This window comes from Pseudomonas subflava (assembly GCF_023823685.1).
GTDB lineage: Bacteria > Pseudomonadota > Gammaproteobacteria > Pseudomonadales > Pseudomonadaceae > Aquipseudomonas > Aquipseudomonas subflava.
Genome location: NZ_JAMXBF010000003.1, coordinates 418,193 through 444,080 on the forward strand (window position 1 = coordinate 418,193; position 25,888 = coordinate 444,080).

The 25,888-nt window shown below is 58.6% G+C and carries 22 protein-coding genes; 10 read left to right on the forward strand and 12 right to left on the reverse strand.

The window, feature by feature from the left end; all coding sequences use genetic code 11:
- Positions 1-220: 220 nt before the first annotated feature.
- From NF616_RS05360 to NF616_RS05370, 3 genes are read left to right on the forward strand one after another with little or no spacing between them, the layout of a single operon-like run.
- Positions 221-1,342 carry a Re/Si-specific NAD(P)(+) transhydrogenase subunit alpha gene (locus tag NF616_RS05360; protein WP_252272047.1) on the forward strand — a complete coding sequence of 374 codons (1,122 nt, stop codon included), beginning with the start codon at positions 221-223 and terminating at the stop codon, positions 1,340-1,342.
- An 11-nt stretch (positions 1,343-1,353) separates the two neighbouring features.
- Positions 1,354-1,668, forward strand: a complete 315-nt coding sequence (locus NF616_RS05365; RefSeq protein ID WP_252272049.1) for an NAD(P) transhydrogenase subunit alpha part 2 — start codon at positions 1,354-1,356, stop codon at positions 1,666-1,668.
- On the forward strand, positions 1,668-3,104 hold the full coding sequence (locus NF616_RS05370; RefSeq protein WP_252272050.1) for an NAD(P)(+) transhydrogenase (Re/Si-specific) subunit beta: 1,437 nt from the start codon (positions 1,668-1,670) through the stop codon (positions 3,102-3,104). Before NF616_RS05365 ends, NF616_RS05370 begins: the two co-directional genes overlap by 1 nt.
- A gap of 63 nt (positions 3,105-3,167) precedes the next feature.
- Here NF616_RS05370 and NF616_RS05375 read toward each other — a convergent pair whose 3' ends face one another.
- Positions 3,168-4,175 (reverse strand): phytanoyl-CoA dioxygenase family protein, encoded by a 1,008-nt coding sequence (locus tag NF616_RS05375; RefSeq protein ID WP_252272052.1) that lies wholly within the window; start codon positions 4,173-4,175, stop codon positions 3,168-3,170.
- A 71-nt stretch (positions 4,176-4,246) separates the two neighbouring features.
- Entirely contained in the window at positions 4,247-6,082 is a 1,836-nt protein-coding gene (locus NF616_RS05380; protein ID WP_252272054.1) for a sulfatase-like hydrolase/transferase, read from the reverse strand.
- A gap of 54 nt (positions 6,083-6,136) precedes the next feature.
- Here NF616_RS05380 and NF616_RS05385 point away from each other — a divergent pair, with 54 nt between their 5' ends.
- On the forward strand, positions 6,137-6,943 hold the full coding sequence (locus tag NF616_RS05385; protein WP_252272056.1) for a 2OG-Fe(II) oxygenase: 807 nt from the start codon (positions 6,137-6,139) through the stop codon (positions 6,941-6,943).
- On the opposite strand, the gene NF616_RS05390 is transcribed toward NF616_RS05385, so the two are convergent.
- The 10 genes from NF616_RS05390 to NF616_RS05435 all read right to left on the reverse strand — a co-directional run bounded on the left by NF616_RS05390 (position 6,903) and on the right by NF616_RS05435 (position 17,485).
- Positions 6,903-8,051, reverse strand: coding sequence for an acyltransferase family protein (locus tag NF616_RS05390; RefSeq protein WP_252272058.1), 1,149 nt, complete (start codon positions 8,049-8,051; stop codon positions 6,903-6,905). The genes NF616_RS05385 and NF616_RS05390 overlap by 41 nt on opposite strands.
- Positions 8,052-8,135: 84 nt before the next feature.
- Positions 8,136-8,513, reverse strand: coding sequence for a GtrA family protein (locus NF616_RS05395; RefSeq protein WP_252272060.1), 378 nt, complete (start codon positions 8,511-8,513; stop codon positions 8,136-8,138).
- A 28-nt stretch (positions 8,514-8,541) separates the two neighbouring features.
- Positions 8,542-9,483 (reverse strand): WxcM-like domain-containing protein, encoded by a 942-nt coding sequence (locus tag NF616_RS05400; protein ID WP_252272062.1) that lies wholly within the window; start codon positions 9,481-9,483, stop codon positions 8,542-8,544.
- The gene (locus tag NF616_RS05405) at positions 9,476-10,414 is read right to left on the reverse strand and encodes a glycosyltransferase family 2 protein (RefSeq protein ID WP_252272064.1); all 939 of its coding nucleotides are present in this window, start codon (positions 10,412-10,414) and stop codon (positions 9,476-9,478) included. The genes NF616_RS05400 and NF616_RS05405 overlap by 8 nt, the downstream gene beginning before the upstream one ends.
- The gene (locus NF616_RS05410) at positions 10,408-11,523 is read right to left on the reverse strand and encodes a DegT/DnrJ/EryC1/StrS family aminotransferase (protein WP_252272066.1); all 1,116 of its coding nucleotides are present in this window, start codon (positions 11,521-11,523) and stop codon (positions 10,408-10,410) included. Before NF616_RS05410 ends, NF616_RS05405 begins: the two co-directional genes overlap by 7 nt.
- Positions 11,516-13,408, reverse strand: coding sequence for a hypothetical protein (locus NF616_RS05415; protein WP_252272067.1), 1,893 nt, complete (start codon positions 13,406-13,408; stop codon positions 11,516-11,518). Before NF616_RS05415 ends, NF616_RS05410 begins: the two co-directional genes overlap by 8 nt.
- Before the next feature lie 45 nt (positions 13,409-13,453).
- Complete coding sequence (locus NF616_RS05420) at positions 13,454-14,212, reverse strand: class I SAM-dependent methyltransferase (RefSeq protein WP_252272069.1); 759 nt, start codon at positions 14,210-14,212, stop codon at positions 13,454-13,456.
- A 675-nt stretch (positions 14,213-14,887) separates the two neighbouring features.
- Positions 14,888-15,880 (reverse strand): glycosyltransferase family A protein, encoded by a 993-nt coding sequence (locus tag NF616_RS05425; RefSeq protein ID WP_252272071.1) that lies wholly within the window; start codon positions 15,878-15,880, stop codon positions 14,888-14,890.
- A gap of 11 nt (positions 15,881-15,891) precedes the next feature.
- Positions 15,892-16,812, reverse strand: coding sequence for a glycosyltransferase family 2 protein (locus tag NF616_RS05430; RefSeq protein ID WP_252272073.1), 921 nt, complete (start codon positions 16,810-16,812; stop codon positions 15,892-15,894).
- A gap of 16 nt (positions 16,813-16,828) precedes the next feature.
- The gene (locus NF616_RS05435; protein WP_252272075.1) at positions 16,829-17,485 is read right to left on the reverse strand and encodes a sulfotransferase family protein; all 657 of its coding nucleotides are present in this window, start codon (positions 17,483-17,485) and stop codon (positions 16,829-16,831) included.
- Positions 17,486-17,700: 215 nt separating this feature from the next.
- Between NF616_RS05435 and NF616_RS05440 the strand changes: the two genes are divergently transcribed.
- From NF616_RS05440 to NF616_RS05465, 6 genes are all read left to right on the forward strand, one after another.
- Positions 17,701-18,456, forward strand: a complete 756-nt coding sequence (locus NF616_RS05440; protein WP_252272076.1) for an ABC transporter permease — start codon at positions 17,701-17,703, stop codon at positions 18,454-18,456.
- Positions 18,457-18,465: 9 nt separating this feature from the next.
- On the forward strand, positions 18,466-19,221 hold the full coding sequence (locus tag NF616_RS05445) for an ABC transporter ATP-binding protein (protein ID WP_252272078.1): 756 nt from the start codon (positions 18,466-18,468) through the stop codon (positions 19,219-19,221).
- A 50-nt stretch (positions 19,222-19,271) separates the two neighbouring features.
- Positions 19,272-22,439 (forward strand): glycoside hydrolase family 99-like domain-containing protein, encoded by a 3,168-nt coding sequence (locus NF616_RS05450; protein ID WP_252272080.1) that lies wholly within the window; start codon positions 19,272-19,274, stop codon positions 22,437-22,439.
- Between the two features lie 34 nt (positions 22,440-22,473).
- Positions 22,474-23,457, forward strand: a complete 984-nt coding sequence (locus NF616_RS05455; RefSeq protein ID WP_252272082.1) for a glycosyltransferase family 2 protein — start codon at positions 22,474-22,476, stop codon at positions 23,455-23,457.
- Positions 23,458-23,579: 122 nt separating this feature from the next.
- Positions 23,580-23,900 (forward strand): DUF2388 domain-containing protein, encoded by a 321-nt coding sequence (locus NF616_RS05460; protein WP_252272083.1) that lies wholly within the window; start codon positions 23,580-23,582, stop codon positions 23,898-23,900.
- Positions 23,897-25,858, forward strand: a complete 1,962-nt coding sequence (locus NF616_RS05465; protein ID WP_434091859.1) for a DUF7844 domain-containing protein — start codon at positions 23,897-23,899, stop codon at positions 25,856-25,858. Before NF616_RS05460 ends, NF616_RS05465 begins: the two co-directional genes overlap by 4 nt.
- The last annotated feature ends 30 nt before the right edge of the window (positions 25,859-25,888 follow it).

Sequence of the window (25,888 nt, forward strand, 5' to 3'; positions counted from 1 at the left end):
AGCAATAACGGCACTTTGCGGACCAATGCAGGAACTACAAGTCACGGCATGACTTGTAGTTATCAAACAGTACCGCTTCAGAATTTCTTGAAGGCCTCGACAATCGCCTGCAAAATGCCGCGCCCGCCCCCTTCCGGTGCGGCTTTGTGCTGATCCCACTCACCCGCGTGCCACACGTAGTGCGCTGGTTCATCAAAACGATCACGCAGGAGATTTCTCAGTGCACATCGGTGTTCCTCTCGAGACCCATGCCGGGGAGACGCGGGTTGCCGCGACGCCCGAAACCGTCAAGAAACTGGTTGGCCAGGGCCATCAGGTGACCGTTCAGAGCGGTGCCGGCGTCAGCGCCAGCATCCCGGACAGCGCCTTTGAAGCCGCCGGCGCGACCATTGGCAGCGACGCCGCTGCCTTCGGCGCCGACCTGGTGCTGAAAGTGGTCGCCCCAACCGAAGCCGAACTGGCCCACATGAAGTCCGGCGCGGTGCTGGTCGGCATGCTCAACCCGTTCTGCAACGACACCATTGCGCGCATGAACGCCCGCGGCATCACCGCCTTCGCCCTGGAGGCCGCCCCGCGTACCTCCCGCGCGCAGAGCCTGGATGTGCTGAGCTCGCAGGCCAACATCGCCGGCTACAAGGCCGTGATGCTCGCCGCCAACCACTACCCGCGCTTCATGCCGATGCTGATGACCGCCGCCGGTACCGTTAAGGCCGCCCGCGTGCTGATCCTCGGCGCCGGCGTGGCTGGCCTGCAGGCCATCGCCACGGCCAAGCGTCTGGGTGCGGTGATCGAGGCCTCCGACGTGCGCCCGGCGGTGAAGGAGCAGATCGAATCGCTCGGCGCCAAGTTCGTCGACGTGCCGTTCGAGACCGACGAGGAGCGCGAGTGCGCCCAGGGTGTCGGCGGTTACGCCCGCCCGATGCCGGCCTCCTGGATGGAGCGCCAGGCCAAGGCCGTGCACGAGCGCGCCAAGCAGGCCGACATCGTCATCACCACCGCGCTGATTCCTGGCCGCAAGGCGCCCACCCTGCTGCACGAGGCCACCGTCGCCGAGATGAAGCCGGGCTCCGTGGTCATCGACCTGGCCGCCGCTCAGGGTGGCAATTGCCCGCTGACCGAGGCCGATCAGGTGGTGGTCAAGCACGGTGTGACGCTCGTTGGCCACACCAACCTGGCCGCGCTGGTGCCGGCGGATGCCTCCGCCCTGTACGCCCGCAACCTGCTGGACTTCCTCAAGCTCGTGATCGACAAGGAAGCCCAGTTCCAGCTCAACCTCGAAGACGACATCGTCGCCGCCTGCCTGATGTGCAAGGGCGGTGAAGTCGTGCGCAAGAACGGTTAAGGAGTCGCGAGATGGAACTGATCTCCCCCAGCATCTACAACCTGATCATCTTCGTACTGGCCATCTACGTGGGCTACCACGTGGTGTGGAACGTCACCCCGGCCCTGCACACCCCGCTGATGGCCGTGACCAACGCGATCTCCGCCATCGTCATCGTCGGCGCCATGCTGGCCGCCGCGCTGACCGAAACCACCCTCGGCAAGACCATGGGCACCCTGGCCGTGGCCCTGGCCGCGGTGAACGTGTTCGGTGGCTTCCTGGTCACCCGCCGCATGCTGGAAATGTTCAAGAAGAAGGCGCCCAAGGCCTCGGCGGAGAAGCACTGATGAGCATGAACCTGATCACCCTGCTGTACCTGGTCGCGTCCGTCTGCTTCATCCAGGCGCTGAAAGGCCTGTCGCACCCGACCACCTCCCGCCAGGGCAACGCCTTCGGCATGATCGGCATGGCCATCGCCGTGCTCACCACCCTCGGCCTGATCTACAAGCTGGGCGCCGATATGGCTGTCCAGGGCATCGGCTTCGTCATCGTCGGCCTGCTGGTCGGCGGCAGCGCGGGCGCCATCATGGCCAAGCGCGTCGAGATGACCAAGATGCCGGAGCTGGTCGCCTTCATGCACAGCATGATCGGCCTGGCCGCCGTGTTCATCGCCATCGCCGCGGTGGTCGAGCCGCAGTCGCTCGGCATCGTCGCCAACCTGGGCGACGCCATCCCGGCCGGCAACCGCCTGGAGCTGTTCCTCGGCGCGGCCATCGGTGCCATCACCTTCTCCGGTTCGGTGATCGCCTTCGGCAAGCTGTCCGGCAAGTACAAGTTCCGCCTGTTCCAGGGCGCCCCGGTGGTGTTCAAGGGTCAGCACATGCTGAACCTGGTGGTCGGCCTGGCGATCACCGCCCTCGGCCTGTACTTCACCTTCACCGGTGACATCCGCGCCTTCGCCGTACTGGTGGCCCTGGCCTTCGTCATCGGCGTGCTGATCATCATCCCGATCGGCGGCGCAGACATGCCGGTCGTGGTGTCGATGCTGAACTCCTATTCGGGCTGGGCGGCCGCCGGTATCGGCTTCTCGCTGAACAACTCGATGCTGATCATCGCCGGCTCGCTGGTCGGTTCGTCCGGCGCCATCCTCTCGTACATCATGTGCAAGGCGATGAACCGCTCGTTCTTCAACGTCATCCTCGGCGGCTTCGGCGCCGATGCCGACGCCGGCGGCCCGGCTGGCGCGCAGCAGGAGCGCAACGTGAAGTCGGGCTCCTCCGACGACGCCGCCTTCCTGCTGACCAACGCCGACACCGTGGTCATCGTCCCCGGCTACGGCCTGGCCGTGGCTCGCGCCCAGCACGCGCTGATGGAACTGGCCGAGAAGCTGACCCACCGCGGCGTGACAGTGAAGTACGCGATCCACCCGGTAGCCGGCCGCATGCCGGGCCACATGAACGTCCTGCTGGCCGAGGCCGAAGTGCCCTACGAGCAGGTGTTCGAGATGGAGGACATCAACTCCGAGTTCGGCCAGACCGACGTGGTCCTGGTCCTCGGCGCCAACGACGTGGTCAACCCGGCCGCGAAGAACGATCCGAAATCGCCCATCGCCGGCATGCCGATCCTCGAGGCCTACAAAGCCAAGACCATCATCGTCAACAAGCGCTCCATGGCCAGCGGCTACGCCGGCCTGGACAACGAACTGTTCTATATGGACAAGACGATGATGGTGTTTGGCGATGCCAAGAAGGTGATTGAGGATATGGTGAAGGCGGTCGAGTAAGGCGCCTGATCCGCTCATAAAAAACCCGGCTTAATGCCGGGTTTTTTTGTTTACCTATCCTACTCAGTCGGGCGCATCTCCCGTCTTCAGCTGTTCGGCCAGCTTCGCTCGCCGCTTGTTGTAGCGAATGGTCTGCCCCAATGCAGCCTCCAAATGCCCTTCTGGCAACTGATGATACTTGTCGGTCCACTCGACAAACTTCAGCGGCAATTTTTCCCAATAAAACTGCAGCTGACTGGACGCCCAACCCTCATAAATTCTCGTCCAGCTTTCTCGCTGAAAATGTGGCTTCAGACAACCGACCGTTAGCGGGTCACGAACCGACTGGTAGCGGTAGTCGACAGACACCCTCATTCGATTCGTCTGATTGTCCAGTGCGCGATGCAGCATCAGACTATGGAAAATCAGGACATCGCCTTGTTGGTAATCACCAGTGACCCAAGGTTTTTCCTGCAACGCGTCGGGCAATACCGCCTGACGATTACCGGCACCGAGCGAGAACTGCAACGGCAACAGCCCGTGCTTGTGAGATCCAGGCATGAAAGCCAGCCCTCCAAGATTGACCGGACAATCGCTCAGCGGCATCCAGCAGGCATAGAGCTCGGTCGTACCCTGATTGTTGGGAAAATCCTGATGCGGCGGGGTGGTCGTCTCCGCATTGTTCGGAAACATGAGTCGACAGATGGAAAGCGGGTGAGGGAAAGCCGTTTCATCCAGCAGTATGCCCATCACCGCCATTAGAGCAGGCTCATGGGGCAAGGCATGAAAAGCCTCAAGGCGCTGTACTTCGTCATAGACACTGAAATACTCGACCTCGCCTTCCACCGCCGGCACAACACAAGGTTCGACAGACTCAAAGGACGCTGCGTCGCCGGAAAACCAGTGCTTACGCTTGCAGATATCAAATATCTGCGCCTGCAGTACCTGTACTTTTGCCTTGGGCAGCAGGCCTTTCAGGTAGAGGTAGCCCTCTTCTTCGAAACGAGCCCGCAATGCTCCTGGATCACCTAACAAGGCACTGGACTCCCTGATGGGGCTTAGCGAGATCGGGTTTTGCGAATTCTGCATCATGCCTGGCTCTTGGTTCTGCACGGGTTAACGTAGCGCCATGTCGGCGACTGGTCCTGGTCTGTCCAAGTCTCTCACGGGGCTGCCGCACACAGGGATTGATCCAGGTCATCAAGGCTGTACCCGGGTTGCCCCGAATACAGCAACTTGTTGATGACAATCGGCTGGTCGATTCCTCCAGCATAAGCTTCGCTCCCATTTCGACGCCCCCCGATATAGGTCGGACGACTTAGCGCGCCCTCATCGCTAGGCCGACGCAATAACCGGGTGCTTTCGAGCACGCTCTGACCGTTCCAGGAAACCTTAAGCTTGGCCTCGGCGGGTTTCCTGAAGGGTATGCTGATCGCCTCAGCCACATACACGCCGATGATCAGCCGGTTACATACCTGCTCTGCGGAGAGAGGAGCGCTGAGCTGCTCCACGCCAGAGTGCCGGATACGCAGTCGGCGATCTGCCATCAAACTAACTTGCCAGACGCCCTCCTGCTCAACCAGCGTCTGAACTCGCCCCGAAAACACGGGGGGGCGCAAAGCGAGCCCCAAACTGTATCCGCCGAAAACCGGCGCGCGCTGCATGGACAGCCCCGAAAGACTTGCAGGGTATCCGCTCCCAGCCGGCTGCCAAGAGAAACCAGGTTGACGCACCGAGCGCTCCCAGTTCGTAATCCGCCGCAGTGCCTGCTGCGTAGTGAAGGCCTCAGTCGTCGGCGCCTTCTGCTGTGAACCTATCGGAGGAGCAACCGTCATCGACTGCAGCCCCCCGAGGAAAGACTGATAGAACATCCTCTGCTCGGAGAAGATCCTTCCGCCGTAGCTCATGCCGAAACGATTGTCCGGAGCGGCAAAAAACAGCCGTTCATGCAGCATGCCTACATCCCCGTCCATGGCCCCGACAAGACTACGTCCATCCAGATCGTTAGGGTCACTCCCTCCCGCTAGATCAATCAGGGTGGGATAAATATCGGTGATGCTGCTCGGGATTTCGATATCGCGGTCAAGATACCGCTTCGGCCAGTACACCAGCAGAGGCGCTCGTTGGCCTCCCTCCAGATACTCGGTCTTCACACCGGTGAACGGCCAGTTATTGTTTCGTACCTTGTTGGTTCCACCGTTGTCGCTGGTGAATACGACAATGGTGTTCTCTGCCTGCCCCGACTCATCAAGCGCCTGCAGCAGACGAGCGACATTCTTATCCAGCCGCGCCAAAACAGCCAGATACCGACCTTCAGGGGTTCTCGAAAATCTCGCCGCATCCTCCGCTGGGGGTTGATAAGGCGTATGAGGTGAATACAGCCAGAGGTTGATGAACCACGGCTGATCACCGCGCCGCTCGAGCAGCCCGATTGCCCGATTGGTGAGAATATCATCGAGGTAGCCTTGGTACTGTCGCGGTGGCGTGCCATTTTCCTGCAACCAGGGGTTCCAATGAGTGGGACGGTTGCGCACCAGTTGGCCCTTTGCATTCGGCCCCTGCAGGACGAAGTGGTTGAGCATCCCGAACCAGTAATCGAACCCCTGCTGGGAGGGCTGTATGGTGCTGTATTCCAATGCTTCGCCCACGTGCCACTTCCCGACATGCGAAGTGCGGTAGCCCAGCTGCCTAAGTTGCTTGGGCAGCGTATGCAGATCCATCGACAACCCTAGCGCGGTAGGTTGGAAGCCGATGCGGGTGGGTTCAAGACCGGTCAGCAGTGCTGCTCGGCTGGGGGAGCAGGTGCTGTCCGTGTAGTGCTGACGAAATCGCACCGAGCGCTGACTGAGCTGATCCAGCGTCGGTGTCGGTGCGACGCCATCACCCCAACTACCGATATCGTTGTTACCGAGATCGTCGGTTAGGATAAGCAGTATGTTGGGACGTGAAGATTGATCCGCATCATTGCCCGAACAGCCAGCACACAGGAGAATGGCCACGATAAGAAAGCACGCGGTTTTGCAGTAAGCCGCCACCAGTAGGACCCTTGCTAAATGAGTGACGCATTATTCCCGAAGCTGGCCGGTAATCAACACGCTATTCCCGAGCCCTCAGGGCTGCTGATCAATTATCAGGCGCTTAGGGATGCGCAAGAGCAGCTGGCCGATCTTTATCAGAGCAATCAGCCGTTCCCCCACATCGTTATCGATGACTTCCTGCCTGCGAGCACAATTGACAAGCTGCTTCTGGAATACCCACAGGATCAGAGCCTTCCGGTGTGGAACGATGCGACACACAAAGACAAAAGCAGTGGGGAATATGTCCAGAAGGACAAGCGCAATATCCGGGACAACCTACAGATGCCGCCGACCTATCGTCAGCTGATCTGGGAACTCAACTCGCAGCACTTCCTGTACTTTCTTGCCACGATGACTGGCATCGACAATCTCATCCCTGACCCGAATCTTCGGGGCGCGGGCATCCATCAGATCGGACGGGGCGGCTTCCTCAAAGTACACGCCGACTTTGCCACTCACCGAGAGTTCGCTCTCGACCGTCGCTTGAACTTTCTGCTCTACCTGAATCAAGACTGGTCGGAAGCCTATGGCGGCCACCTGGAGCTTTGGGACAAGAAAATGGAAGGCCCGCCAAAACGGGTTCTACCAATCCTGAACCGCTGCGTCGTATTCAACACCACCTCGACGTCCTATCACGGTCATCCGCAACCACTAACCTGCCCGGAAGAGGTGTATCGCAAGTCCATGGCGCTCTATTACTACACCAATGGCCGTCCTGCAGGAGAGGCCGAGCCTGGCTTCGCTACGCTCTGGCAGGATCTCCCCGAAACCTACCGGCAATAACCGGCAGGTGAGACTTCAGACGCAAACAGGGACGCTCGATAAAGCGATAGCAGAGAAACGCTGCCAGCCATGAAAGCAGGAAGCTGACGGCTACCGCAGTAAGCATGCGAGGATCCAGAAGACCCGCGCCCCCGACCTTAACCGGGTAGATAAGGTAAAACTGGATCGGGACGTGCACCAGATAGAGCGAATAAGAAATGGTGCCGAAGTGGCTAAATAGCGGATTGAGAAAAAGCCATCTGATCCCCACCTTGAGGTGAAGGCTGCACAGCAATAGCCCGCCCCAGACTATCGCTTCCAGATCGTGATAAAAGGGCATGTTCTGCAGAGCAGCCTTCTGCCCACTCAGCCCGTACCACTGCAGCAGCGCTAACAGCAACGCAAAGGCGATCAAGGAAACCACGAACACTCTTCCGGGTGCATTGCCGAACCACTCGAAGCCTCGGCCAAGGTAGAACCAGCTGCAAAGCCCCCCGACGACAAAGGCTCCGCCCCTTCCGAAAAGTGACGACTGCAGCATCGTATTCTTGTTATTCGCCAGCCAGTCGGGCTGGGAGTAAAAGTAGAGATGCAACCCTAGCCAGAGTAGCCCTCCGAGAATTACCAGCCAGCGGGAGCTGCGGAAGTGCAGGCCGAGCATTGCCCATGGCAGCAGCAGATAGAACTGTATCTCGGTGCACAGCGACCACCATGGGACGCTGAACGGGAAAATTTCAAATCCTACGGGGACGAACAGTAACGCCCGGAGTGCACTTTCAGTGTTAAAGCTGAAGAGCCACGCTACCAACACAGCTAGGTAATAAAGAGGCAGGATGCGTAAAACACGTGCGCTGTAAAAATTCGCCATGCCGATACGCTGACCATCCTTTAGCCCCTGAATAAAGGGCAAACTCAAAAGAAAGCCACTGAGCACGAAGAAAAGCGTTACCCCGGTGTTGCCTGCTGCCGCGACACGCAGCCAGAGCGGCGAGGTGTCAGGTAACCCGCCAGCCCCAATCAGAATGCCGACATAATGAAAGGCAACCACTAACAGGATTGCCCAGCCCCGCAAGGATTCCAGTTGCGCGAGATATGTTCCGGGCTGACGCATGCCAAGTGAAGTTTGCATCATGAGCTCTTGTGCTCTCCATGACCGGTGCACTGAAACAACCTGCAAGTAGAAAAGAGGGAAGCACCATTGATTGGCTCGCCTCTACTTTTTCTTCAGAAAAACAAATCGAGATAAAACGAACGTAACGGGGATGGTCATCACGACAACCAGAAGCGGGGCTAACAGTGGCGATAGGTGCAAGCCATCGACCAGCCCCCACATCATGCCGGCCCCGAGCACGTATTGCGCCACATAGACCAAAGGAAACAAAAGCAGGGAGAGCGTGCCTCGATGACTTTCAAACACATAGGTGCGATTCAAGATGAAAGCCAGCGCAATCCCTACCGCATAGGCAATCGCATAGCTGACTTGATACGGCAGCACCATGATCAACAACAGATAGAGCGCATAGGTGAAGAGCGTGTTCAGGCCACCGGAAAACAGAAACCGGACGAAACGGTTACGCAACAACGACCCCATGTACCACACCGGTTCGGACCTCATTAAGCTAGGCACGAACGCGAGCGATGAACTCGTCATAGCTGCGAATGTAATCCGCTGGGTCATAGGAGTCAGACGCTAAGACCAGCAGCATCGCATCGCTTGAGTAACGGTACTGGATTCCCCAGGTCATTGGTGGCAGGTAAACTCCGACACTGGGCCGATTAAGGACGAACTCCTCGCGACTCACCCCGTCATCGGCTACTACATGCACGCTGCCCCGAATCGCGACCAGAAATTGATGGCAGCGGATATGAGCATGCTCGCCACGGGTTTCCGCAGTGGGCACGTCATAAACGAGGAAATAGCGCTGCACGTCGAAGGGGATATCTCGCTTGCACTCCCCGACAGACAGATTGCCGCGCATGTCCGCCACTTCAGCCAAGCGATGCAGGGTAACGCCCTTGACCGAGGTGGCGGTTGCCCCGACCTCTACAGGAAGCCGTTTTTCAGCCTCGCCTAACGAGGACGTCGTCTCGACATAGCCAACAATTTTTGCCGGGTTGCCCACCACGATTGCATTCGCAGGCACTGATCGCGTTACCACTGCACCAGCACCGATCATCGCATTGGCACCGATGGTCAGGCCTGGGAGTATCGTGGCATTAGCCCCCAACGAAGCCCCACTGCGAATAAGGGTGCGAGCGAAACTCTCCGGATAAACCTTGCTGCGCGGAAATCTATCATTGGTGAACGAAACGTTCGGCCCCACAAAGACATCGTCCTCCAGGGTCACGCCATCCCACAGCTGTACACCACACTTGAGCGTCACCCGATTACCGACGTGCACGTCGTTTTCAATAAATACGTGATCGCAGACGTTGCAGTCGCGACCAATAGCAGCGCCCGGTAGCACATGGGCGAATGCCCAAATGCGCGTTCCGCTACCGATAGTGGTTGATTCGCAGAGCGCTTGGGGATGCACGAAGTAGTCACGCAACTCAGTCATCGGTGGCTCCGTATCGGTGAGCTCGCATGGGGATGGCCAACGGGCGCTGCTTGGTGTTTTCGTAGGTTCGCCAGGCATAGGAGCCGACGATTCCGAGGCCCAGCAAGTTCAAGCAACCGAGAAACGTAATGGTCAGCATCGTCATCGCGTAGCCTGGCACTTCGATTGCGCCGGACAGTCGGCCAAGCAACACGAAGAGACCGAGTACACAGGCGATCAACGAGCCCAACGATCCAATCCGGATCAGCAGGCGTATGGGCAGGTCGGTAAAGGAAAAGACGCTGTCCATCAGGTAGTTGATTTTTTTGCGCATGGTCCAGGCGGACTTGCCATGCTGACGCTCCTTCCGCTCATAGGAAACACTGGTCCGACGAAACCCGAGCCAAAAAATCTGCGCGATGAGAGAGCTATGGCGCTCCTCAAGCGTGAGCAACGTATTGCGGAAGACGCGATTGCAGGCAAACATGTCAACGCCGCCAGGCGGAATATCCGGCACGACATAGCGGCGATAGAGCCCCCAGAAAACCTGAGATGCCACACGCGAAAGCAGCGGGTCCTGGCGTCGCTCGCGCACGCCGACAACCACGTCCACATCCTGCGCGAGCAACGCCTGATTCATGCGTAAAACCAGTTCCGGCGGCTCCTGCAAGTCGGCCGCCATGACCGCGAAGCGTTCTCCCTGAGCAAACTGCAATCCGGTTCTTATGGCCATGAAAGAGCCGAAATTTCTCGACAGTAGAATCAACTGAGCACGCAGGTTAATTCGCCCAAGCGCATCATTTAACAGCTCATAGCTACGATCCGGACTGCCATCCACGACGAAAACCACCTCAAGCTGACCTGCCAGGCCCTCGCTAAGCCCTTGAACAGCAAGGAGCAGATCCGGAATGGAGCCTTCGTTCCGGTAGACAGGAATCACCAGCGTCAGCACGGCTGATCCTCGCTGTTGAAGTAGGCGACTACGGCATCGATAACTTGCTGGACTTCCGCATCGCTCAAGCCAGGGAAACAGGGCAGGGAAACGACGGAGGCACAGGCAGCCTCGGTCAACGGCAGGGAAAACTCCGGCGCCGGCGAATAGGCAGCTTGCAGATAGTCTGCTACCGGATAATGAATGTCCGTCGCAATACCGTGCTCTGCCAAAGAAGATACAAAGTGCGCTCGCTGGGGGACCTGCAACACATATAAGTGCGCCACGTAGTCATCTCCGACTTCAGGCACCTCCAATCCCAGCTCCCGAAACGCAGCGCTGTACCGTCGAGCGATTGCTTTGCGTTGCGCGTTCCAACTGTCGAGGTGCGGCAATTTCTCTCGCAGTACTGCCGCCTGTAATTCATCCATGCGACTGTTGCGCCCGCCGGGCACCGCCACGTGATACTTGCTAGACCAGCCATACTGGCGCAGCTGCCGCAGCCTGACATCGAGTGAGTCATCGTTACAGAGCACCGCCCCACCATCGCCGAGCGCTCCGAGGTTTTTCGTCGGATAGAAGCTGAAGCATGCGACGTCACCGAAGCTCCCTGCTTGGCGGCTGCCAAGACGAGCGCCGTGAGCCTGAGCACAATCTTCGACAAGTGGAATACCGGCTATACGAGCCATATCCGCTATGGATTCGATATCCGCCAGACGCCCATAGAGATGAGTCACGATGATGGCAGCAGGACGATGCTCAAGCGTCTGTTCAAGCGCGCGAGGACACATGGTTAGCGAAGCAGGATCAATCTCCACATAAACCGGAAGTGCGCCCAATGCGCGAATGGCGGTGCTGCCATAGAAGCCGGCGTTAGCCACTGCAACCACCTTGCTGCCATTTTCTACACCGACAGCACGCAATGCCAGCTCAAGAGCGTCGGAGCCATTGGCCACGCTAATGCAGTGTTCCACACCTACATACCTGGCAAATTCGCGCTCAAAGTTCCTGACTTCTTCCCCCAACACATACCAGTGTCGGTCCACAACGCGAGCCAACGGACCGATAAGATCAAGCCCTGCATTTGCCCTGACTGCAGAAAACAGTGGAACTTGTGGTTTTTCACTCACTGGAAGGCGCCTTGTCTTGATGCTGCTCCCTATTCGCTCTGCAGCGAACTTCTAGCTCATCCATCTGCAGTCGCTGCGCAGCCTGTACGGGGTCAAAGCGAAGTTTCGGGAGAAAACCATCTTTACTCATAATCTGGAAAGTCACTGTTTGTGGCTCAGCTTTTGAGAGCAACCGGACAGTTTGCGAGTCAGCCTCGTTGAACACCCCATTACCGGGCAACTGGTAGAAAATCTGAGCAAAATCAGCCTTGCCAGCGGTAAATCTCGCATTAACCTCCAAGACACCACAGGCTTTCATTTTCCCCGCATCCGCTACATCAATCTCTAGGCCGGGGTCAGCTGCTGCTTCGAGCACGCCATCCGCTCGCCCCTCGATAACCTTGGCGTTTCGCCAACGAACCCCACTCTTCGCCTCAAAATATCGAAACAACGGTATAGGCAATGGGGCGCCAAGAGCGATCGGAACATAATTGATATATCTAACAAACGAGGCACCCGCCTTACGGGCATTCGCAAGCGCCAGCGCGTGGGAAATCGGAAAACTGTGCACCTGCGGGCAATAGAAAGCCCCCTCTTGCTGGGAGTTGTTGCGCAGGCACTCAAGCCCCTGCAATCTGGGCGCAACCGCCTTGCGGTAAAACGCATCGTGCGCAAACACATCCGTCAGGGTGATTGACAGAACCATCAGTGAAGCGAAGCCTGCCAGCATAAACACGACATAGCGGCCACTAGCAGCGGCTAAACGGTTGAGCAGGAGAACGGCAAGCCATGGCCACAGCAATGTGACCCAAAAAAAATGGAAGCGGAAAAAGCCCCAAGAGAACGCCCCCAGAAAGCTATTGAATTCGGCCGGTCTCAGTGCAATAGCACGCCCCGCCGAAACCATGCCCAGGTATATAAAAATCACGGCCAACAGGCTGAGAAATATGACAGCGCTCGGCAAGCGCTCCTCACTCAGCCGACGGCGTATCAACGACAACATAAGCCCGCCGCCAACGACCAACAGGAGTATCACGGCAGCCGAAATGGCCAACAGCGAAAAGGCCGGCTGCTGCAGCGGTAAAAGAATCGAGCGCGCCATCTTGCCCAGCATGAACAGCCAGAAATCACCTGACCAAGGATATGCCATCAGGAAGCTGTATCTATGGTTCTGTTCATTCAATGATGCAAGAGCGAGCAGTTGAGCAATGACCGAAGGAATGCCCGCCGCAAGAGATGCCAGAGCCGCTATCAGAACCCTACGTCGCACTTCGCCAGAGATGAATGCACTTATTACCCACAGGCTGAGGCCCAGGCTCAGAAATGCGAAGGCCCCACTGATATAGACGAAGCCGGACAACAACCCCAACACGAGAATCAGGGTGGCACTCCACAGACCCCGCCAACGCGCCGCGAACAGCAGATTGAGGACACCAAGGACGCACAACAATGGAACAGCTTGATGATAGGCAAGATCTGTCCGCCCCCAATAGCTGTCGGGCTGCAACATGAAGATCGTCAGGCTAAATGCACAAGCTGCGATCCAAAAGCTGCTTGCACAACGACTTAAGAGTCGCCATTGCAAGATCAACAGCCCCCCTAGGACACCCAGCAGCGACAACAACTGGTAGGGAATACTGTTGGCACCCAGCGTCCAAAAGGCCAGTGAGTCAAGGAACTTCCCTACGGGGTAAAGCGTGTCGTTCTCCGGCTCAAAGAGATAACTTGGATCGAAGCTGCCGGCATGCCCCTGCGAAAATTTTCGCCAGTCATCAAAAAAGGGGAGGTCGACACCGTACTTCAGCCAACAAATCGCACTCAATCCCAGGCTGACTAGGGGTAAACCTATCAAAAACCTCGGCAGCCATTTTGCAAGCACACTCTGCGCTATTTTGTTCCCGAACATGCCAGCAACCCATCCGCTTTCTATCAACGCAACTCTTCTAAAGAGTTATGCACTAGCATCCGATGTCTTATCTCTCTGCAGTCGCTTGATCTTGCGGGTGTTTTCAAGGTGCTTGCTGGCATGAACATAGAAAGCCCGCATGGCCGCTACGGACCGCTCAGTTTGGCTCTCGAACATCAACTTGAGTAACTCAGGATCCCGACTACGATCGCCACCCGGCTTACGCATAACACCCAGTCCGAAGCCGTGATTAAAAGTGAAGGTCTCATGTTGCGCACGAATTTCATCCCAAAACTTCCAGGCGCCGAAGTCCTGCAGGCGGGCCTGCACGTCATGGAACAGGATGATCCCACCCGGAGTTACCTTCGGATACCAATTGGCGAAATCCGCACTAACCGCCTCGTATGTGTGGAAGCCGTCGATATGCAGCAGGTCAATACTGTCTTCGCTGAAGTGCCGAAGGGCATCTTCGAAGAACATCCGCATCAGGTAAGAGAAACCGTGATAATGCTGACGGTTATGGTTATTGACCGAGTTGAATACCGATTCGTCATACTTGTCGGTGTGCTCGTCACCCTCGAAGGTGTCGATGGCATAGCAAAGACCGTCGATCTCATTTTCCTTCATCGACTGGCAAAAGGTGAAATAGGACAGACCTTTATGAGTTCCCAGCTCGACCACCATTTTCGGGCGAAGTGCCGCGACCAGGTCATAGCCAAACGGCAGATGGTCAACCCACGTACTGAACACCATATGCAGGGGTTCAAAACGACGGATCGAAGGTGGCATGTATACATAGCTCATACTTTATTCCCTGCGTAAATTGTGGTTGCTGCAATTTATTTTTGAGCGAGTGGCGGATTTTCGATTAACCAGTACAAAATTATCCACAGCATCGAACACAGCAAGGTCAGTGACACCTCGCCAAAAAATCAGATTAAAAAGCACGCTTTGACTGCCTGCCTGCGGAATGAACAAGGCGAAGAGAAAAGCGTGAATACTCCAAATTAATATAGGCCCCGTAGAGACAACCAGAAGCACCAAGATTCACACTTCATAGCTCAAAGGGGCTAGATCCCGGCCTCTCAACCTAGACATATGTCGATATGTGCTTGGAAAAAACGTTCCCTGTCAAAGTATCAATCTCTTTTACCAGTCGTAGCTTGAAAGCTCCAAATAGGCGCCCTTCCGCTTTACCGGTGCCTCGCCATTTGGTTGCGGAAGTCTCTCCAGACGGCAAGATTCTTTACCCAGCCGCCATCACCAAACGGCATATCCAATACCGTTCAGCAGCCGATGGATTTTATTTCAACTATTGTTCGTTCTTGACTATTCACTTAATGGCAGGCCCCTTAATCCATCGAAACCAGGGCACCAGCGGAGGCCTTCATTACCTCCCCCACAAAATCTTCAGAATCATGCTTAGATAGCTCATAAGGAACAACAATGAGATACGATTCTTCGATAAGATTGCTTCTTCTATAACTCGCTAGGGTCCCAACGATTATGTAGGATCTGGGTCTTTTTCAGCTTTTCGTCTGCATACATCTCTTCGTTACGTGCCGCGCAACGCTGTGCGCGATGCATGCCGCGCTCGACGGAATGCCTCAGATAGCGCAGGGCAGGCCCTGGCACTTTTCCCAGCAGAATCGGCTCCACCGTCGGCGAGCGAAACGGCTGCCCGAGCAGCTCGGTAAGCTGTTCATTCTGACGCCGCAAAATCGCTTCGCGCTTTTCCACTTCCGAGGTAGTCACTCCACCATGCAACTGGTGGAACGACCCTTCGCCTGCCAACATGAAAGAGCGCGTGCGCGGATGCATGGCAATCTTGCGGTAGATGCACAAATTCAGCGCACCACCACCCGGTAAGTCGAAACGCTCATCCGCTTGACCAATCTCGCGGAACACCTCGGCCGAAGTGAACAGGCAGTTGCATTCCATGAAAGGGTGGAAGATGCCGTTGGGGTTTGCGCCGCTCAGGCAGGAGATGTCGAACAGGCGATAGCCATTGCGCAGCCAGTCAATCTCGTCCAGCAGTGCCTGCTCTTTTTCCTCAGTGTAACCATGGGTCAGGTGGAACTGCTGTTCGTTTTCACCGAGGTGATACCCGGGAACCGCCACCATCGCAAACTCGTCCAGGGCAAATGCCATCAGCACGTTCTGCACTACGCCCGGCGTCACCATCCGCGCGCCGTCAATCATCAGCCCGATAAATTGCCCGCGCGCCTGGGCGAAGCCGAAGTTGATCGCAGCAGCCGGAGACACGCCTGGCTCATCGCGCAGGAAATAGCGGAAATTGCCAGGCAATGCCTCGATCGCCGCAGCATCCATGTTCCGTCGTGAGCGGTTCTCGACAAGAATCACCTCATAGTCAGCAGCAGAAACCCCCTCCTGGTAAGTAGGGCTGAGGCTGATCAGCGTATTCAGCGCCTGCCGGGGCATGTCGTAGGCAATGACAATGATTGAAAGCAAAGGCCCGCCCACTATCCACCTACCTTTTCCAGCGACACACGTATGAAGCGGTAAACACTTGGGTGCGGGCTCCCCAGCAGAATGGGCCGCACATCTGGCGGCGCACGATCATCCCCTCGAATAGCCCGGTCCTGATCATCCAGCGCCTTGTAAATGACATCGCGCTCGGCCTTGCGCGTGCCTGTGGTCACCCCACCATGGAACTGGTGAAACGACCCCTCGCCGAACAGCAGATAGAAGGGTGTATCCGGGGACTCCAGCAGACGTTTGTAAAGGTCCAGATTGGCGTTGCCGCCACCAAAATCATCGTACCGAACATCCATTCCACCAAGCGCCTGCCATTTGCGCATGGACATACAGATGAAATTGCTTTCGTAGTTGGAACGAAAAAAGCCCCCCTGACAGGAGCCGCTAAGCACAGCGATGTCATACAGCCGATAACCATCTTTGGGCCACTCGATGCCGGCGAGCAGCTTGGCCTCGGCGTTTTCGTCATAACCTTCGTTGACAGCGACCTGCTGGAGCTTGTGGCCGATGTGATACCCAGGCGCGGACACTGCGGCATGGGGCGCCATGCGGAAAGCCTCAAGAGCAAGACGCACCACCCCTGGGGTAACCATGCGCGCGCCATCGATCATGATCGAGATATGACTGCCAGTAGCCTGTTCAGCACCGAAGTTAATCGCGTTGACTGGCGAGCGTAGCGTTTCCCGGCGCTGGAAATAGCGCACGTTGGTTGCGTGCTTGATCGCGCGGGCATGACCCAGTAGGCGGTCAGAGTGGTTCTCGACCACTATCACTTCATAGTCGTCCTCACTGACCCCTTGCTGGTAGGCAGGGCTTAGCGAGTAGAGAGTTTTCTCCGCCTGATCAGGCATCTTGTAAACGATCAGCACGATGGAAAGGCGGGGAGCACGGCGAAAAATCGACATCAATCAGTTTCCATCGTTAACGTGCACAGCGGCATAGCTCGCGGTAGAGCTTTTGCAGCTCGGAGGGTAGCGACTGGCGTACTTGCTGGTGATGCTTCAGCTCCGGGCTGAAGAAGCGCTCCTCCGCTGCGGAGGTAAGCCCCAGCTCGCCAAGAACGACATCAAGCTTGCGGTGTAGCGCTGCCTCATCCTCATCAAAACACAGCAAGGGAAAACGCGACTGGCGATACAGGCTGAGCAGTCGCTTGTTGTATGCCAGCCACAGCGCAAATGCTTGATCTTGAGGCATCCCCCCGCGCGCCGCGAGAGATTGAGCAACGGCTGTCGGATGACGGAAAATTCCGACGTACCTCAAGTCAGGGAGCAAATGCTGCCAACCTTCAACCAACAACAGTGCCCGAGGATCTTTGAAGCCCCAGCGGGGAACTCCGTTGTATTCTGCAATCAGCTCTCGAGCCTCGGCGTATTCGGCCTCGCTCCAGACGATAGGCTGATCCGGAGGAGTATCCCATGCGTAGCCACGGGCGGCGAGAACCTTATCGCTGAAGGCCACGATGTCTAGGTTCTCCCGATTACCTTTCAGGTTGTGCGGATTCCAGGCACTGAACTTGCCCAGTTCAAGACCTGCCTGCTGCAGAGAGCCGGTCAGAAAGCTGGTGCCACTACGGTGCATGCCAACCACCATGACAGTCACCCGGTCAGGGGGCGGCAGTGGCTGCTCGGCGCAGGAAAATAGGGATCGAACAAACCGCATGACACCCCCACTTATTCTTATAGGTGCGGACACGACCATCTGGCAGCAAATCCTCAAGCCGTGCTGGTAACGTGACGGAAAAGTACAGCATTGTGGTTAAATGAGCGCCCCATTTCAATCGGCCTCTGTCGCAGATGAATTACAAGGAAATCCTGCTATACGGGGTGTACAGCGACCTGCGGACTGAAGTCGCCAGGCGCTTCCTCGGCTTTCTCTGGTGGATACTCGACCCGGTCCTATACATGGCGGCGTTCTACGTCGTTTTCGCCTTGGCTTTACGCCAGGGTGGAGAGGACTATGCTCCGTTCCTGTTAATTGGAATGGTGGCCTGGAAGTGGTTCGACAGCACGGCACGCCAGGCCAGCGTGGCCATTGTCGGCAATGCCGCTCTGATTCAGCAGATATACGTCCCTAAAAGCCTGCTCGCGCTCATCCAAATATTCGGCAATGCATTCAAGTTCGCCATTGTTCTCGGGCTGCTGCTGGTTTTCCTTCTTGCCATTGGCAAGCGCCCATCACTGCACTGGCTCGCCCTTCTGCCGGTAATCCTGACGCAATTGTATCTGGTTACCGCAGTGGGCTTGCTGCTGGCCGGAATCATTCCGCTGGCTCAGGACTTTAAGCAGGTGGTGGATAACCTCTTGATGGTGATGATGTTTCTTTCCGGCATATTCTTCACCGCCGAGCAGATGCCCGATTCGCTGCGTTTCGCGTTCGAACTCAACCCGATGGTGGTACTGATTGAAGCCTTCCGCAGCGTTCTTCTACACAATCAGTGGCCGGATTTTTTCCACCTCCTGTACGTGATCATGATTGCGACGCCACTGCTGGCATTCGCCGTGCTGTTCATTCGCCGAAATGAACGGCGTTATCCCAAGCTGATGCTCTGAAGAAAAGCCATGAGCGGAAAGAAGATTCTCGAAGCCAAGAACATTGGCATTTGTTATCGCCAGCGGGCTGGTTTCCTTCGCTATGACCACTATTGGGCCCTGAAGGATGTCAGCTTCAGTCTGCATGCCGGTGAAACGCTGGGGGTAATCGGCGCCAATGGCGCGGGCAAGAGCACCCTGCTGCGCATGATCGCCGGCATCGTCGACCCGGATCGTGGAGAGCTTTGGCGCGAGCCCAATACCACGGCCAGTCTGTTGGCACTGAATGTCGGCCTGAAGAGCGAACTCTCGGGCCGAGAGAACGCCATTATCAGCGGCCTCCTGCTGGGCATGAGCCTGGCCCGCATCAGGTCTCTATTAGATGACATCCACAGGTTCAGCGGGCTCGGGGATTTCTTCGAACGCCCGGTCGCCAGTTATTCGACCGGGATGCGGGCGCGACTCGGTTTCGCGGTTGCCATCCATGCGGACCCGGACGTACTGCTGATCGACGAAGTGCTGGGAGTCGGTGACCAGAACTTCAAGGACAAGTCGCATCGGGCGATGAAGGAAAAGATCAACTCGAACAAAACCGTGGTGCTGGTTTCGCACAGCATGGATGCCATCAAGGCGCTGTGTGACCGGGTGCTCTGGATACACGAAGGCAAGAGCATCATCTGCGACGAAGCGGGCTATGTGACTAACGGCTACCTGGAAGCGGCCGGCATGGCCTACCAGGCGGAACAGGAACAACGGCGACAAGAGCTCGAGCACTGCGAACTCTAAACGTCGACTACCAAGAATAATAATGGGCGGACAAGTCCAATGAGATACGTATGAGCATTGAGTGCAAAAGGGTTCTGATGGTTCTGGGCATGCATCGCAGCGGCACCAGTGCACTTACCCGCGGTCTGGAAGTCCTTGGCGCCGAGCTCGGCCAGAGCCTGATGCCGGCGGCCAAGGACAACAACGACAAAGGTTTCTTCGAAGACATCGATTTTCACGCCCTCAACTCCAGACTGCTGGCCCATCTGGGCTCCGCCTGGGACACGCTGGGTCCGCTTCCGTCGGAGTACCTGCACCAACCAGAGTTCTCGGTGCTGCTCGACGAGGCCGAGCGCATCCTCGCGGAGAAACTCGCCCAGGTTCAGTGCCTGGCGATCAAGGACCCCCAAGCCTCACTGCTGCTGCCATTCTGGCAGCAGGTGTTCTCCCGCCTTGGCGTCAGAGCCCAGTACCTGATCTGCTTCCGCAACCCCCTCAGCGTGGCCGCCTCACTGCGCAAGCGCGATGGCATTTACCCGGTGCATGCCCAGTTGCTGTGGGCCAAATACTCCCTTGCCGCACTGCAGCACACCCTGTCGCAGGAGATCATGGTGGTCGACTACGACGGCCTCATGGAGAATCCCCAACAACAGTTGAGGCGCATCGCCAGAAGCTTCGACCTACCTGCGCCGGACGCCGCGCCCAGGGCCCTGGCCGCTTTCAGCCAGGAGTTCCTCACCCAGGATCTGCGCCACTCCCGGTTCGACGATGAACATCTGGTCGTGCCGGGCGAGGTGCTGCAGGTCGTTCGCGATCTGAATGCACTGCTGAAGGCCGCCGCGCGCCTGGACGGCGCCCCCGACCGGGCGCCCCTCGCCGCCGAATGCACGCGGCTGGCTGTCGGCATGGCGGCTCTCGAACCAGTTGCCCATGAGCTGGATGTCCTGAGCAACCTAGAGACTCCGGAAGGCTTGCTTCGCGAGCGCGACGAACTACTCGCGCAGACAGCGCGTCTTCAGGATGAATGCCAGGGCGCCTGGACAGAGCATGCCAAGGTACTTGAACAGCACTCCATGGCTCTTGAACAGTTGAATCGGCTGCGCAGCCACCCGCTTTTGCGAGCGCTGCGGACGCTTAAAAACTATCGCACCGTTTCCAAGTTAATAGGCCGTGGTATTTCCCATACCTCCCGTATAGTTTGGCGGCGTTTACCCGGTTCGATCGCCCATAAGAACCGGGCCAAGGACGTGCTGTTCCGCCATGCCGGGAGCCTGTTTCAGCGGACTCGGGCCTATCAGAATTGGCTGCACGCCAACGGCCAGCAAAGCCCCCAGATAGAAAGCGTGAAGATCGACTGGCTGAACGAACCCGTCCAGCAGGTGAAACGGCTACGAACCGAGCTGCCCGCCCGGCAGGTGGCACGACAGATAGCCTTCTACCTGCCGCAGTTTCATGCCATCCCCGAAAATGACGAATGGTGGGGCGAGGGCTTTACCGAGTGGACCAACGTCAAACCCGCCCAGGCGCATTACAGAGGCCACTATCAACCGCATGTCCCTAGTGAACTCGGCTACTACAACCTGGAAGACCCCGTCACGCAAAGACGCCAAGTCGAGCTGGCCAAGCTCTACGGCATTGCAGGATTCTGTTTCTACTTCTACTGGTTCGGCGGCAAGCGCCTGCTCGAGAAGCCGATCGAGAACTACCTGAACAACCGCAACCTCGACCTGCCCTTTTGTCTGTGCTGGGCCAACGAGAACTGGAGCAGGCGCTGGGACGGGCTGGACGACCAGATACTGATCAGTCAGAAGCACTCAGCTGAGGATGACCTGGCGTTCATCGCCCATATTGCCAACTACATGCGCGATGAACGCTACATCCGTATCGATGGCAAGCCGCTGTTGCTGGTATATCGCCCCGGCGAGCTGCCCGACGCTAAGGCAACAGCATCGCGTTGGCGCAGCTGGTGTCGCGAGCATGGCGTGGGCGAAATCTATCTGGCCTATACCCAGTCCTTCGACAAGGCTCCGCCTTCACGCTATGGGTTCGACGCCGCGGTCGAGTTCCCGCCCAATGGCACCCAGCCCCAGGACGTCACCAACAGCATCCAGCCACTGGACAATAACTTCCTGGGCAAGGTCTACGACTGGCGCACCTACCTGAAACGCAGCGCCAAGCCGAATCAGCCCAAGTACCCGCTGTTCCGGGGAGTATGCCCCTCCTGGGACAACACCGCGCGGCGCAAGGAGCGTGGCATCTCCTTCATCAATAGCTCACCACGCGGCTATCAGGAGTGGCTGTTCAACGCCATTCGCGACACCGTACGCAGGTTCCCTGTAGAGGATCAGCGCCTGGTGTTCATCAATGCCTGGAATGAGTGGGCCGAGGGTGCCCATCTGGAACCCGACCAGCGCTATGGCTATGGCTATCTGGAGGCGTCGCGCATGGCCGGTCTGCGTGCAGCCCTTCACGCGCCGCAGTCACCCTCAGGCGTACGCCCGGGGATTGCGGTGGTCATCCATGCCTATTACCTGGATGTCTTCGGGGAAATACTCGATTACATCCGACAGATCCACCACACCCCCTTCAAGCTATATGTCTCGACACCGGCGGGTCAGGCCGAGGATATCCATGCCCTACTGGCGGGTAGTCAGCTCGACTATCATTTGCAGGAATTTCCCAACCATGGCCGCGACGTCTTGCCGTTCCTGAAGCTGCTGCCACGGATCATCGAGGATGGCTTCGCAACCCTGGTCAAGGTACATACGAAGAAGTCGACCCATCGCCAGGACGGCGACAACTGGCGTCGCGACCTGTATAGCAAGCTGCTGAATCCGCAGGCGCTTGCCGATGCCCTATCGAGCTTTGCCAGCGATCCGGCCCTGGGCATATTGGGCCCGGCCGGGCATGTGGTTCCCATGAATTTCTATTGGGGGGCGAACGCTCTCGCGGTCGAGAAGCTGGCCTGCAGACTAGGCATAAGCCCCACGGAACTGAGCCGTGCCAGCTTCGTCGCGGGGACCATGTTCTTCGCCAAAATCGACGCGCTGCTGCCTCTCATGAATCTGGCCCTGAGCAATGAGGATTTCGAGCCTGAGGCCGGTCAGGTCGATGGAACCTTCGCTCACGCCTTGGAGCGCGCCATTGCCATTAGTGCCCATGCGGCAGGCCTGAAGCTACGTAGTTGCGACGGCACTCCCAGCAACAAGCGCTATGCCTATGCAGACGCTACGCTCTGATGCCGCAGAGATGATCTACGAGGGAGAGCCCGCCGTGCCTGATGAGACCCTGCAGATGCTCCCGCACAGCCTCTCGCCAAGCGGAGAAACAGTAACAGCCAAAGCGACGGTGGCAATTCTTCTCTCGACATTCAATGGCGAGAAGTACCTGGCTGAGCAGCTTGACTCTATAGCCGCTCAGACCTACCGGGACTGGATAATCGTTGCCTCCGATGATGGCTCTGAGGACAGTACCCTAGATATTCTCGAACGCTATCGTCACCGTTTTGGGCAAACCCGGCTGCGCATAATCAAAGGCCCTGGCCAAGGCTTCGCCACGAACTTCCTCTCGATGGCAACGGACAGGTCGATCTCCGCTGATTACTTCGCTTTCTGCGACCAGGACGATCTTTGGCATCCGGATAAACTGGAGCGAGCCCTGATGTGGCTTGAACACCAACCATCAAGAACAGCCTCGCTGTACTGTTCACGAACGCGCCTAGTCGACGCGAATGGCTGCCCCCAAGGTTTCTCGCCGCTTTTTGATAAGCCACCGTCTTTTCGAAATGCCTTGGTGCAGAGCCTCGCTGGAGGCAACACCATGGTTTTCAATCGGTGCGCTCGTGAGTTACTTATGGCAGCAGGCAACGTATCGGTGATTTCACATGACTGGTGGTTTTACATTCTGGCCACCGGGCATGGTGGCCAGGTGCACTATGACCCCAGACCGGCCATCGACTACCGTCAGCATGGCAACAATTTGATTGGCTCTAACACTGGAATCTTGGACAGGATCTTCCGCATCCGCCTGATGCTGTCCGGCCATTTTCACCAATGGAACGATGTCAATCTTCGAGCTCTGGCACCACAAATCGAGTTGCTGACTCAATCCAACAGGGTCATCTTGGAACGCTTCTCAAAGGCCCGCGCCGCCAGCCTGCCTGTGCGCATAAAGACCATGCTCCGCTCTGGAGTGTACCGCCAGACGCTAATGGGCAACCTAGGGTTAGTTGCAGCCATTCTGCTGCGCAAGGTGTGATCGAGGCTGTCGGTTTTAAACTGCTGCGTGATCTGTCTCACCTCAGGGGCTATGGGCTTGAACCGACGGGATCTATTTTCGTCCAATAGGCAGTTCATCCGTTTCGCTTGCCTGGAGCCGCCATGCGCCGCCTTCTGTCTGCCCTTCTCGCCACCTCCCTCTGCCTCACCACCGCCGCCCAGGCCCAGACCCTCGTGGCCACCAGCAACATCATCGTCCGCGCACTTGACCGCAGTTTCGACTTCACGTCGGACACCACCACCTCGATCCGTGACATGAAGGTGGTGCTGGCCGCTCGTGACGATGCTGCGAGTTTCGTCGCCAGCCAGGGCGATATCCGTGGTGCGCGCCTTGAGGCGGCGTTCGCCACCCTGCGTGAACAGCTGCCCGAGGCCCGTGGCGCCTCCGATCAGCAACTGGCCGAAGCCATTCTCGCCCTGTGACACCCCGCGCCGTGCGCTGGCTGGCCACGCTTCTGCTGCTGGTCGGCGTGAGCGCCCAGGCCAACCTGCGCCTGGTCCTCGATCCCGAGGGCCTGTCCGGCACGGAGCGCCGCGCCAGCCAGTCCTTGCTCGAGCAGGCCGCAGCGGCTCTGCCGCCGAGCTTCGTTCAGCGTCTGGACCGCGAGGTCTCGGTGCGCTGGTCGGACGATTTGCCGGCCGAGGTCTACGGCCGCACCACCCGCCTCGATGCCCTCGTGCTCAACGCCGCGCTGCTGCCGCGCCTGATCGATCCGCAACAGGCCGAGGCGCCCAGCGGGCGCACCCATGGCAGCCTGCAACGCGAGCTGCTGGCCACGGTGCTGCACGAGCTCACCCACCTCTACGACCGTGCCCAGCTCTGGCCGCAAGAGCAGCGCCAGTTGCAGTGGCGCTGTCGGCAGGCGCAGCAGGTCAGCGGGCCGGTCGGCCAGCGCGGCGAATGTCGGGGCCAGGACGCCCGTCGCTTCAGCCTCAGCGACGACCCGCGCCTGCTCGATCTGGCGGGATGGCAGCAGCTGGTCGGCCGCCGCGGTGCCCGCGAGCAGGACAACGGCCAGGTGGCGCGCACGCCAGACCACTACGAGCTGAGCAACTCCCGCGAGTTCGTCGCGGTGAACATGGAGTACTTTCTGCTCGACCCCACCTACGCCTGCCGGCGCCCGGCGCTGCAGCACTACCTGCGCGGGCATTTCGCCTGGCAGCCGGCGCAACAGGCCGAGTGCGCCGAGCGCGTTCCCTATCTCAACGCCGGGCGCGACTTCGCCCGCCAGCCCTTGGGCTGGCTCGACCCGGAGCGGGTCTACGAGGTCGACTACCTGCTCGCCGAACCCAATCAGCAATGGGCCAGCCGCTGGGGCCACAGCATGTTGCGCCTGGTGATCTGTGCCCCCGGGCGCCCGCGCGGCCCCGCCTGCCGGCTGGACCTGGATCAGCACCTGGTGCTGTCCTACCGCGCCTTCGTCGGCGACGTGCAGCTGTCGAGCTGGGACGGGCTGACCGGCGCCTACCCCTCGCGCCTGTTCATCCTGCCGCTGGCCCAGGTGATCGAGGAATACACCAAGGTCGAGCTGCGCAGCCTGGCCTCGGTGCCGCTACGCCTGTCCCGCGAGGACGTCGAGCGCCTGGTGCGGCGCTCCGCCGAGCTGCACTGGAGCTACGACGGCGACTACTGGTTCCTCTCCAACAACTGCGCCGTGGAGACCCTCAAGCTGCTGCGCAGCGGCACGGACCGCGGCGAGCTGCAGGACCTCGACAGCATCATGCCCAACGGCCTGCTCGACCTGCTGGAAGGCCGTGGCCTGGCCGACCGCAGCGTGCTGAACGACCCGCGCGAGGCGTTGCGCCTGGGTTATCGATTCGACTCGTTCCGCGAGCGCTACCAGGCGATGTTCGAGATTCTGCGGGCGCGCCTGGCGGTGCCGCAGCAGACGGTCGAGGACTGGCTGGCCCAGCCCGCCGCCGAGCGCCGCGGCTGGTTCGAGCGCGCCGACCTGCGCGCCAGCGCCGCGCTGCTGCTGCTCGAGCAGGCCGCGCTGCGGCGCCAGCTGCTGCTCGCCCAGGAGCAGCTCAAGCAACGCTACCTCGGCGCCCGCGACGACCCGCAGGATCGCCGCTTCACCGACGCCGACGCCACCCTGCGCGAGATCCTCGACAACAGCGGTTTTCTCAGTCGCCCGGCCGAGCTGCTGGATGCCGGCTACGGCCTGCCGCAACCCGGCGAGTGGCAGCAACTGGAGGCGGCCAGTAGCGAGCGCCAGCTGAAACTGCGCCAGCTCAACGACTCGCTGGACAAGGAAGTGCGGCGCCTGCTGGAGCCGGATCTGGTGGCCGAGATCGAGGCCGGCGAGGCCAATCTGGCCAGCCTGGGCGCCCACTTGCGCGAACTGCACAAGGCCGGTGGCGGCCTGGTACTGCCCTAGGCGGGCGAGGCAGGGCGCACCCACGGAGCG